We start from the raw sequence: 11139 nt of genomic DNA, 5'->3' as shown, positions 1-11139 counted from the left end.
GCGTTCCACACCCGCGGCGACGTGCAGCAGGCGCGCGCCGGTGCCGCGCGGCAGATCGAATCGCTGTACCGCGCCCCCTACCTCGCGCATGCGCCGATGGAGCCGATCAACTGCACCGCGCGCGTGCACGACGGCGGCGTCGAGCTGTGGGCGCCGACCCAGGTGCCCGACATGGCGCGCGAGATCGCGGCCCGCGTGGCCGGTGTGCCGCTCGAGGCCGTCACGCTGCACGTCACCTACCTGGGCGGCGGCTTCGGGCGGCGGCTCGACGTCGACTTCGTCGCGCAGGCGGTGCGCATCGCGATCGAATGCGGCGGCCACCCGGTGCAGCTGGTGTGGCCGCGCGAAGAAGACATCGCGCATGATTTCTACCGCCCGGCCGGCGTCGCGCTGATGCAGGCGAGCCTGGACGCCAAGGGCATGGTGTCGGGCCTGTCGATCACCTCGGCCGGCGATGCGATCACGCCGCGCTGGATCGAGCGCGTGCTGCCGGCGCTGGCCGGGCCGGTCGACACGCCGGACAAGAGCGCGGCCGAGGGCCTGTACGACCTGCCGTACGGCATCTCGCACCAGCGCATCGCGCAGGTCGCCACGCACAGCGGCGTGCCGGTGGGCTACTGGCGCTCGGTCGGGCATTCGCACCATGCGTTCTTCAGCGAATGCTTCATCGACGAGCTGGCCGAGGCGGCGCACCAGGACCCGGTGGCATTCCGGCTCGGCCTGCTGGCCGACATGCCGCGCCATGCCGCGGTGCTGAAGCTCGCCGCCGCGAAGTCGGGCTGGGGCCGGCCGCTGCCGGTGGGCCAGGCGCGCGGCGTGGCATTGCACGAGAGCTTCGGCAGCATCGTCGCGCAGGTGATGGAGGTGTCGCTGGCCGATGGCCGCCCGCGCATCCACCGCGTGGTCTGCGCGGCCGACATCGGCGCGGTGGTGAACCCGGGCATCGTCGCGCAGCAGATGGAGAGCGGGGTGATCTTCGGGTTGTCGGCGGCGCTGTACGGCCGCATCGACATCGAGGGCGGTGCGGTGAAGCAGCGCAACTTCCCGGATTACAAGCTGCTGACGCTGGCCGAGTGCCCGCGCATCGAGACGCACCTGGTGCCGAGCAGCCGCGCACCGGGCGGCATGGGCGAGCCCGGCACGCCGCCGGCGGCCCCGGCGCTGGCGAACGCGCTGTATGCGTTGACCGGCAAGCGGCAGCGGGCTTTGCCGTTGATGGGTTGATTTCCGTGTGGCCTACACTCACATGGAGATCGAACGCGGGGCAACATGACTCTCATCGGAACAGGCATCTATCCATTGAATCAGGCCGCGCGCCTGGTGGGAGCCCAGCCACGTTCCGTTCGTCGCTGGCTGAAAGGCTATGGACGCACCTATAAAGGCCAGCATGTCCGTTCAGAACCCTTGTGGACGACGGAATTTGCCAACGAGGAGCTGCCGGGTGACGTCGTAGGCTTCCGCGACCTGATCGAGCTGCGCATGGTGGCTGCATTCTCGAAGCAGGGCGTCGACCTCAAGATCATCCGCGCGACGGCAGACGCTGCACGAGAGGAATACGGCAACCGCTACCCGCTCACGCTCAAGAGATTTCGGTCCGATGGTCGCCGCATCTTCGCGGAGGCGATCGCCAAGGTCACTGGCGAGCCTCACCTGATCGACCTGCTCAGGCGGCAGTTCGTGTTCTCCGACATCATCACGCCGTCGCTCTACGCCGGTATCGAGTACGAAGACGAAGATGCGCGCCGCTGGTACCCCATGGGGCCTCGGAAAAAGGCCATCGTTCTTGACCCCGCGCTTCAATTCGGCACACCGGTCCTGTCAGAGGCAGGTATTCCGACCGACACGGTTTACGCGTCGTATCTTGCGGAGGGTCGGGATTCGAAGGCCGTCGCGCGCATCTTCGACATCCCATCGAAGATGGTTGACTTGGCCGTGCAGTTCGAACAGCAACTGCCAGCTTGAAGTTTTTCTTCGACAACAACCTGTCGCCTCACTTGGCGCACGCCATCGGGGAGTTGTCAAAGCGGCATCCCGAAGTCGAACGGGTCATTCACCTGAGCGACGAATTCTCTCGGAACGCGCCAGACACCGAGTGGCTCGCTGCCCTCGAAAAGGACGGGCCGTGGTACATCGTGTCCGTCGATCGATTGAACAAGCAACATGGCGCCGAGCGGGAGGCCATCCGTCGCGCCGGCCACACCGTGTTCGTGCTCGACCGGCAGTGGTCCAAGCAGTTGTACTGGCTTCAGGCGGAGCGGTTGGTTCGATGGTGGCCTCAGATCATCAATCAGGCGGCGTTGGTCACCGGGCAGTCCTTCAATGTCCCGTGGCAGCATTCCACCAAGGCGAAATTCACCGGCATCAAGCGGTGATCAGACCCGCTTCTCCGCCTGCGCCACCGCGCGCAGCAGCGCCTGCCGCAAGCGGTGCGCATCGATCGGCTTCGTCAGGAACTCGTTCATCCCCGCGGCCAGCGCCTGGTCGCGCTCCGACACCAGCGCGGCCGCCGTCAGCGCGATGATCGGCAGCTCGTCGGCCGGGTGCCGCTCGCGCAGCTGCCGTGCCGCTTCGTGGCCGCTCAGCCGCGGCATCTGCACGTCCATCAGCACCGCATCGAACAGCCGGCCGTCCTCGACCGAGCGCCGCACCGCCGCCAGCGCCTCCAGCCCGTCGACCGCCTGCACCACGTCGATGCCCCACTGCTCGAGCATCGCGACGCCGATCATCATGTTGACCGGGTTGTCCTCCACCATCAGCACGTGCGCACCGGCCAGCGACGCGGTGTCGAGCGATTCGGCATCGGTGCCGACCTCGCGCGCCGGCGTGGCCGGCAGCGGCAGCGCGGCCCAGAAGCGGCTGCCGCGGCCCGGCGCGCTCTCGACGCCGACGCGCCCGCCCATCAGCGTCGCCAGCTCCTTGCAGATCGACAGCCCGAGACCCGTGCCGCCGAAGCGCCGCGTCGTCGACGAATCGGCCTGCGTGAACGGCTGGAAGAGCCGCTGCTGGGTCGCCTCGTCGATGCCGGGGCCGGTGTCGAGCACCGCGAGCTGTACCAGGCCGTCGCTGCCGACCGAGGCGTCCAGCGTCACGTGGCCGCGCTCGGTGAACTTGATGCCGTTGGTCAGGTAGTTGCTGAGGATCTGCCGCACCCGCACCGGGTCGCCCAGCACCGTGCCCGGCACCTCGGGTGTCATCGCGAGCCGCAGCGACAGCCCGCGCGCCTGCGCGAGCGACTGGTAGGCGCGGTGCACCGCCACCAGCAGCCCGCGCAGGTCGAAGGCCACCGCCTCGACGCTGAGCTTGCCGGCCTCGATCTTCGACAGGTCGAGGATGTCGGAGATGATGCTCGCGAGGTTCTGCGCGCTGTCCTGGATCTGCGCCAGGTACTGGTCGCGGCGCAGCGCGTCGAGCCCCGGGCGCATCGCGAGCCGTGCCAGGCCCAGCAGCCCGTTCAGCGGCGTGCGGATCTCGTGGCTGGTGTTCGCGAGGAACGCGCTCTTGGCCTGGTTGGCGGCCTCGGCCACGTCGCGCGCATGGGCCAGCGCCTGCTCGAAGGCGCGCCGTTCGGTCACGTCCTCGGCGATCCAGATGGTGCCACCCTGGCTCGGGTGCGTCGGGTCCACCGCCTGCGCGAGCAATCGGCACAGGAAGCTGCTGCCGTCGCCGCGCCGCATCATGCGCTCGACCTCCACCGGCTCGCCCTGCGCGAGCCGCGGGCCGACCAGCGCGCCCATCTCGGCATAGGCGGCCGCGTCGCTCCACACCACCTGCCCTGGCAGGCCGATCAGCGCGCCGGGCGGCCAGCCGAACATCGCCTCGAAGCAGGGGTTGGCCTGCATGAAACGGCGGTCGCGCGTCAGCGCGATGCCGATCGACGCGTTCTGCAGGATCGCCTCGTGCTCCAGCCGGACCCGTTCGGTCTCGGTCACGTCGCGGCCGTTCAGCACCAGGTAGTCCTGGTCGTCCATCCGGAAGCGCGCCGCCGACAGCAGCAGCGACACGATGCTGCCGTCGCGCCGTACGAAGGTGGCCGGCAGATCGGTCACCAGGTCGCCCTGGGCGAGGCCGGCGACCAGCGCCTCGCGGTGCGCCTGCCGGTGCCAGATGCCGATCTCGAGCGCGGTGCGGCCGACCACCTCGTCGCTGCGCCAGCCGGTGATGCGCGTGAAGCTCTCGTTGACCATCACGTAGCGGCCGCTCGCGACCTCGGTCAGCGTGATGCAGTCGGGGCTGGTCGCCACCAGGTGCGACAGCAGCGCCTGCGAGCGGCGCTGCGCGGACTCGGCCTGCACGCGCGCGGTGATGTCGTGGAACATCGACAGCGTCGCCGGGCCGTCGGGCGCGCTGACCCGCATGCCCGAGGCGTGCGCGCTCAGCGGCCGGCCGTCCAGCGAGACCAGCTCGAAATCCGCGACGCCGAGGCCCTCGCCGACCGGCAGCGTCTCGAGCGTGGCGATGCGCCGGCGCACCTGCTCGAGGCCTTCGCCGGTGGGGTAGAGCTGCATCAGGTCGAAATCCTTCATCGCCTCGGCCGACGCGAAGCCGAACATGCGCGCGGCGGCGTCGTTCGCATCGACCGCGATGCCGTGGCGGTGCAGCACCAGCGCGGTCGGCGAGCGCTGGAACAGCTCGCGGTAGCGGCGCTCGCTCTCGGCAGTGGCGCGGCGCGCCTCGACCTCGGCGGTGATGTCGCGGCCCAGCCCCCAGTAGCCGAGGAAGCGGCCGTCGGCATCGAAGCGCGGCCGGCCGCTGACCACGCTGTGGCGCAGCTCGCCGTGCTCGCCGGGGCGGCTGGCCATCAGGTTGCTGAACGGCAGGTGGGCTTCGAGGTCGGCGCGGTGGCGGGCCAGTGTGTCGGCATCCAGCCCGATCTGCGGCATCTCCCACGGGCGGCGGCCCAGGCGCTCCGTCGCATCGATGCCGGAGTACTGGTTCAGCTTGTCGCTGATGTGCGTGAAGCGCAGGTCGGCATCGAGCTCCCAGTACCAGTCGGCGGCCATCAGCAGCAGGCTGCGGAAGCGCTCCTCGCGGTCGCGCGCCTCGCCGAGCGCGCGGCGCACGACGCCGGCGATCAGCATCCCGCAGGTCGCGCCCGAGGCGAAGATCAGCCAGTGCGTCAGCACGCGCACCGGCAGCGGGATGGCTTCTGCCGGGATCGGCCCGGGCAGCCAGCCCCTGTTGTTCGCCAGCGCGAGGCCGGCGACCGCCGCGGCCATCGCCAGCGCCAGCACGAGGCCCGCGGCCGGGCTCGACAGCACGGTGACGACGCAGATCAGCAGCCCGAGGTAGCCGAGGTTCAGCGCATGCACGCCCTGGCCGAGGCCGATCGCGGTGATCAGCACCGCGATGGCGGCGATCCAGCCCATCGCATGCACCAGCTTCGGCAGCGCCATGCGGCGCAGGCCCCACAGGCCGAGCGCGAAGCACCCTGCCAGCACCAGGCAATCGCCGACCAGCAAGGCCCGCATGCCCGGGCGGGTGGGCAGGGCGGGCGACAGGTAGATCAGCGCGCCCAGCAGCGAGATCGTGACGCCGACGCCGAAGAACAACCGGGCCACCAGCCGGTCCAGCGGTTCGCGCGGCAGAAGGGGCAAGGGCGAGGAGAGCGGCACGGCGAGGGCCCGCGCGTTGGCGACCTGCGCGGTGCCGCCGAGTGTGGCACCGCGCCGTGGCCGTGGCGGGTTGGTTTTCCCGGTTTTGCCGGCGGGCCGTGCAGGACTGCACGGCGCGCTGCCCCGGGCGAGCGTCAGGCGGCGGGTGGGTGTGCGTTGATCCGCAGGGCCGATGCCAGGTGCGCCGCCACCACCGCGATGCGCCGCAGGTGTCGCGACTCCGGATGCGTCAGCAGCCACAGCTGCGTCTCGCATTCGGCCAGCGGTTCGCCGAGCAGTTGCAGCTCGCGCCGCTGCGACGCGAGGAACACCGGCGCGATGCCGATGCCCAGCCCGGCGGCGATCGCATCGACCACCGACTGCACGCTGTTGACGCGCAGCACCGGCTCCACCTTCGGCAGGTGCTTCCTGCGCCAGCGCACCGAGGGATGCTCGGGCAGCGCGTCGTCGACGGCGATCCAGCGCGCTGACGCCAGGTCGGCCAGGTCGATCGGCTTGCGCTGCCGTGCGGCCGGCTTCAGCCCGTAGACCGCCGAGCGGATCGGCCCCAGCTCGCGGCCGACGACGTGCGGCGGCGGCTTGACCGTCGCGCGCAAGGCGATGTCGGCCTCGCGCTGCGACAGGTTCACGAGCTCGTTGCGCGCGGTGAGCTCCAGCCGCAGCAGCGGGTGCGCCGCCGCCAGGCCGGCCAGCGCCGGCAGCAGCAGCCCGCTCAGGATCGTGTCGGTGGTGCTGATGCGCACCAGGCCGCCGACCGCGCCGGCATCGAGCCGCGCCGCGCTGCGCGCCGACTCCAGCTCGGCCTCGATGCGCTCGGCATGCTGCGCGAGCTGCAGCCCCAGTTCGGTCGCGAGGTAGCCGCTGCGCGAGCGCTCGAAGAGCCGCTGGCCGAGTGCCTTCTCGCAGCGCTGCACGGTGCGGAACACCGTCGAGCCGTCGACACCGGCCAGCGCGCCGGCGGCCGCCAGCGTGCCGCCGCGCACCAGCGCCAGCAGCACGGCCAGCTCGCCGGCGCCGATCGGCGAGGTTCCACTCGATTGCGTCTGTGCATTCATCGCTTGCCTGCCTGCCTATTTCAAATGCAAGGACGCAATCCTAGATTGACAGCCTCGACACCTCAACAGGACTTTTCCATGAAGCTCTATTTCGCCCCCGGCGCCTGCTCGCTGGCCGTCCACATCGCGCTGCGCGAGGCCGGCGTCGCCTTCGAGGCGCACCAGGTCGACCTCGCGACCCACACGCTGGCCGATGGCGGCGGCAACTACTTCGAGATCGCGCCGCGCGGCTACGTGCCGCTGCTGGAGTTCGACGACGGCTCGCGCCACACCGAAGGCGCCGCGCTGCTGCAGCACGTGGCCGGGCTCGACGGCACGCACGTGCTGATCGGTGCACCCGGCAGCCGCCGCCGGCTGGAGGTGACCGAGTGGCTGACCTACGTCAGCACCGAGCTGCACAAGACCTTCAGCCCGTGGCTGTGGCACAAGGAGACGGCCGACAGCACGAAGCGCGACGCGAAGCTCAGGCTCGCCGCGCGTTTCGCCGACATGGAGCGCCACCTCGCGACGCGCGAGTTCCTGGCCGGCGACTACAGCGTCGCCGATGCCTACGGCTTCACGATCGTGAACTGGAGCAACCTCCTCGGCATCCCGCTGTCGGACTTCCCGCAGCTGCGCGCGTGGATGGCCCGGGTGTCGGCCCGACCGGCGGTGCAGCAGGCGCTGCGGGCCGAGGGGCTGCTGAAGGACTGAAGCGGGCCCCGCCGAGGGCTCAGGCGGCGGGCTTGTGCGCGTTCAGCTCGAGGCGGGTGGCCTGGGCGACGCGGCGGGCGGCGCTCGCGAAATCGTCGCCGTTCGAGGCATACAGCACCGCACGCGACGAGTTGACGACGATGCTCGCATCGGCGCGCCAGCCGGCGCGCACCGTGGCCGCGGCATCGCCGCCTTGCGCGCCGACGCCGGGGATCAGCAGCGGCAGCGTGGGGGCGATCTCGCGCACGCGGGCGATCTCGCCGGGGAAGGTGGCGCCGACCACCAGGCCGAGCTGGCCGCTGCGGTTCCAGTCGCCCTGCGCGAGGCGGGCGACGCGTTCGTAGAGCAGTTCTCCGCCGGCCAGCGGCTGTGCCTGCAGGTCGGAGCCGCCGGGGTTGGAGGTGCGGCACAGCAGGATCAGGCCCTTGTCGCCGTAGCGCAGCCACGGCTCGATCGAATCGAAGCCCATGAAGGGCGACAGCGTGACCGCGTCGGCTTGGTAGCGCTCGAAGGCCTCGCGGGCGTACTGCTCGGCGGTGGCGCCGATGTCGCCGCGCTTGGCGTCGAGGATCACCGGCACCTCGGGTGCGACGCGCTTGATGTGGGCCATCAGGCGCTCCAGCTGGTCTTCGGCGCGGTGGCCGGCGAAGTAGGCGATCTGCGGCTTGAAGGCGATCACCAGGTCTTTGGTGGCATCGACGATGGCGGCGCAGAAATCGAAGATGCGGGCCGCATCGCCCTTCCAGGCGCCGGGGAACTTCGACGGATCGGGGTCGAGGCCCACGCAGAGCAGGGAGTCGTTGCGGCGTTCGGCGCGGCGCAGCTGGTCGGTGAATTTCATGGCGGGGATTTTAGGTCGCGTGGACTGCGGACTGCCTGCCAGGTCCTTGGCGGCGCACGAACTGCTGGTGTGGGGTCTGGCTTGCGAACCACGCAGGCGAGGCTGCGCAGTGAGAGTTCATCGTTGCTGATGTGCTGGACAATCTCCTTGCACAGTTCAGGCGAGAGCGTGCTCACGGGCGCGGGATTCGCGGCCGAACATCCGGCTGTGAAGACTGACAAGGCCTCGGCCCTCAATTGCACGAGGCCTTTTGGGGGCGCGCTGCGGTTGCGGTTGATGGCGAGGGCGCACAGTCGGCTGTTCATTTCTGCCTCGGCCTGGTGCTCAGAGGTCAGGTGGTCGTAGCTCGGCAGGATCAGGTTCGTCAGGGTTTTGTTCGGCTCGGAAGAGCTCTCCCGTGCCAAGGCTTTCACCAAAGCCTCGACCAGCTTCTCCGAGATCTCGCTGCGCGACAGGTTCAGCGTATGCAGGCAGGTGTTCCGGCGGAGTGCATCGGCCACGACAGCTGAGTCGACGGCGAGGCGGAGTCCGGCCAATGACAAGACCTCCAGACTGTGATTGCCGCCCAGGGCACTGAACAGCTCGGTGACCTCGATCAGCGAACAAGACCCGCTGATCTCCAGGCTCAGAGTGCGGAGATCCCTGGTTGTTGACAGGAGCTTGGCGATGGCGGTCACCATGCCTGGTGTCAACTTCGTGCCCAGGGCCAGATCGCTCCAGTGCTTGCTCCGATTCAGGGAGAGCAGCTTCCTGATGTCGCTCTCCGACAGCGCGCAACCCGACATGCCCAATGCACGCAGGACGTGGCACTCCTCTGCCGCCCCGATGATGCGCTCGCGAACTTCCTTCGAGAATGGATTGCCGTTCAACCATAGTCGTTGGAGGTGGCGGGACTTCAGCAGTTTGCTGACTACCTCACCGACCTGGGGCGGCTCCTGCTCGCCGCGCGGGGAGGTCAGCTTCCTGTGGAGTTTGCGGATCTTCTTTTCTGCCGGCTTTTTCTTGCACAGCCAGGGCTGCACAAGAAAGCGAGTGCGCGACAGATCCAGCCCCTGCACCTTCGGGTTCTCGATCAGGCATTTGTCCAGTCGCTGCAGGCCCCGAGGGGTGAGGTCGTTGCCGCTGAGATCGAGCGTGAACGCCTCGCCTGGCAGCTGCGGCATCCACTCATTGATCCAGATCACCAGGAACTTCAGGTCATCGTCCGTCAGGGGACCTTGCTCGTCGCCTTGCGGGGGATAGCCCAGGCACAGCGTCGGGGCGCTGTCGCCACCTTGGGCCAGGAACTCCTTGACCAACCGGGCGGCTTTGCCGCCATCCCTCTCGCGAATGCAGAAACGCATGACCTGCGACAGGTCCTCCGGGGATGACGGGAGCGTCCGATCGCGAAAGAAATTTGCCACCGGTCCCGTCGTGGGTAGGTCATGCACCGGAATGTTCTCGAACTCTGGCGGCGAGGGGGCCTTCAGATCAATCGGGAGCGTGCTCAGGGAGAGCTTTGCAAATAACGTCTTGCTGCGCTGATGCGCCTTGCCGGTGCGGTTGTTCACGCGCGGTACTCCGTCGATCTGCGATTCTCCTGAGTGGCATCTGCCGCCAGGATGTTCCAGATCGGACCGGCGCCCCGCGACCTCAGCGCCGCGGCGTGCCGATCCGCTTCGCCAGTTCGGCCCCGATCCCGGTGTAGCTGCCCGGCGTCATCGCCAGCAGCCGCTCGCGCTCGGCCTGCGGGATCTCGAGCGTGCCGATGAACTGCTGGATCGCCTCGCGGGTGATCGTCTTGCCGCGCGTCAGCTCCTTCAGGCGCTCGTACGGGTTCGCGAGCTTGTAGCGCCGCATCACCGTCTGGATCGGCTCGGCCAGCACTTCCCAGGCGCTGTCGAGGTCGGCCGCGAGGGCCTCGCGGTTGACCTCCAGCTTGCCGAGCCCGCGCAGCAGGCTGTCGTAGCCCAGCACCGCGTAGCCGAGCGCCACGCCCATGTTGCGCAGCACCGTGCTGTCGGTCAGGTCGCGCTGCCAGCGGCTGATCGGCAGCTTCTGGCTCAGGTGGGTCAGCAGCGCGTTGGCGAGGCCGAAGTTGCCCTCGGCGTTCTCGAAGTCGATCGGGTTGACCTTGTGCGGCATCGTGCTGGAGCCGATCTCGCCTTCCTTCGTGCGCTGCTTGAAGTAGCCGAGGCTGATGTAGCCCCAGACGTCGCGCGACCAGTCGATCAGGATGGTGTTGGTGCGCGTCACCGCATCGAACAGCTCGGCCATGTAGTCGTGCGGTTCGATCTGGATGGTGTACGCGTTGAAGCTCAGGCCGAGCGCGCCTTCGATCACGCGCTTCGAGAAGGCTTCCCAGTCGACCTCGGGGTAGGCCGCCAGGTGGGCGTTGTAGTTGCCGACCGCGCCGTTCATCTTGGCCAGCAGCTGCACGCCGGCGATGCGCTCGCGCGAGGTGCGCAGCCGCGCGACGACGTTGGCCACCTCCTTGCCGACGGTCGTGGGGCTGGCGGTCTGGCCGTGCGTGCGGCTGAGCATCGGCACGTCGGCCAGCTCGACCGACAGCGCGGCGAGGCTGTCGACGATGCGGTCCAGCGTGGGCAGCAGCACCTCGGTGCGCGCGGCCTTCAGCATCAGGCCGTGGCTGGTGTTGTTGATGTCCTCGCTGGTGCAGGCGAAGTGCACGAACTCGCCGGCGCCCTTCAGCTCGGCATTCGATTCGAAGCGGCCCTTCAGCCAGTACTCGACCGCCTTCACGTCGTGGTTGGTGGTGCGCTCGATGTCCTTGATGGCCTGGGCATCGGCTTCGCTGAAGCGCGCCACCAACCCGCGCAGCAGGCCACGCGCGGCCTCGCTGAGCGGCTTGAACTCGGCGAGGCCGGCGTCGGAGAGCGCGATGAACCACTCCACCTCCACCTGCACGCGGCGGTGCATCAGGCCGTACTCGCTGAGC

The 11139-nt window shown here is 69.2% G+C and carries 9 protein-coding genes; 4 read left to right on the top strand and 5 right to left on the bottom strand.

The window, feature by feature from the left end; genetic code table 11:
- From AC1D01_RS08660 to AC1D01_RS08650, 3 genes are all read left to right on the top strand, one after another.
- A partial coding sequence (locus AC1D01_RS08660) for a xanthine dehydrogenase family protein molybdopterin-binding subunit (RefSeq protein ID WP_477865644.1) occupies positions 1-1224 on the top strand: 1224 nt, incomplete at its 5' end.
- Positions 1225-1269: 45 nt separating this feature from the next.
- Positions 1270-1962: a DUF433 domain-containing protein gene (locus AC1D01_RS08655; RefSeq protein ID WP_477865643.1), complete on the top strand. Its 693-nt coding sequence runs from the start codon at positions 1270-1272 to the stop codon at positions 1960-1962.
- Complete coding sequence (locus tag AC1D01_RS08650) at positions 1959-2372, top strand: PIN-like domain-containing protein (protein WP_477865642.1); 414 nt, start codon at positions 1959-1961, stop codon at positions 2370-2372. The genes AC1D01_RS08655 and AC1D01_RS08650 overlap by 4 nt, the downstream gene beginning before the upstream one ends.
- Here the strand turns inward: AC1D01_RS08650 and AC1D01_RS08645 are convergent, their stop codons facing one another.
- Together AC1D01_RS08645 and AC1D01_RS08640 are read right to left on the bottom strand one after the other, a co-directional pair.
- On the bottom strand, positions 2373-5594 hold the full coding sequence (locus AC1D01_RS08645) for a PAS domain-containing hybrid sensor histidine kinase/response regulator (protein ID WP_477865641.1): 3222 nt from the start codon (positions 5592-5594) through the stop codon (positions 2373-2375).
- Positions 5595-5746: 152 nt separating this feature from the next.
- Complete coding sequence (locus tag AC1D01_RS08640) at positions 5747-6667, bottom strand: LysR family transcriptional regulator (RefSeq protein ID WP_477865640.1); 921 nt, start codon at positions 6665-6667, stop codon at positions 5747-5749.
- Between the two features lie 78 nt (positions 6668-6745).
- Here AC1D01_RS08640 and AC1D01_RS08635 point away from each other — a divergent pair, with 78 nt between their 5' ends.
- Entirely contained in the window at positions 6746-7360 is a 615-nt protein-coding gene (locus AC1D01_RS08635; RefSeq protein ID WP_477865639.1) for a glutathione binding-like protein, read from the top strand.
- 19 nt (positions 7361-7379) lie between these two features.
- On the opposite strand, the gene pyrF is transcribed toward AC1D01_RS08635, so the two are convergent.
- From pyrF to purB, 3 genes are all read right to left on the bottom strand, one after another.
- The gene (gene pyrF / locus AC1D01_RS08630) at positions 7380-8201 is read right to left on the bottom strand and encodes an orotidine-5'-phosphate decarboxylase (RefSeq protein ID WP_477865638.1); all 822 of its coding nucleotides are present in this window, start codon (positions 8199-8201) and stop codon (positions 7380-7382) included.
- Positions 8198-9751, bottom strand: coding sequence for a leucine-rich repeat domain-containing protein (locus tag AC1D01_RS08625; protein ID WP_477865637.1), 1554 nt, complete (start codon positions 9749-9751; stop codon positions 8198-8200). The genes pyrF and AC1D01_RS08625 overlap by 4 nt, the downstream gene beginning before the upstream one ends.
- A gap of 82 nt (positions 9752-9833) precedes the next feature.
- Positions 9834-11139, bottom strand: a 1306-nt coding sequence (purB, locus tag AC1D01_RS08620; RefSeq protein WP_477865636.1) for an adenylosuccinate lyase, incomplete at its 5' end; no start/stop codon positions are given.

This window comes from Rhizobacter sp. P3_B12 (genome assembly GCF_056402895.1).
The sequence above is the reverse complement of the archived record's forward strand: the minus strand, read 5'-3'. Positions and strand labels throughout refer to the sequence as shown.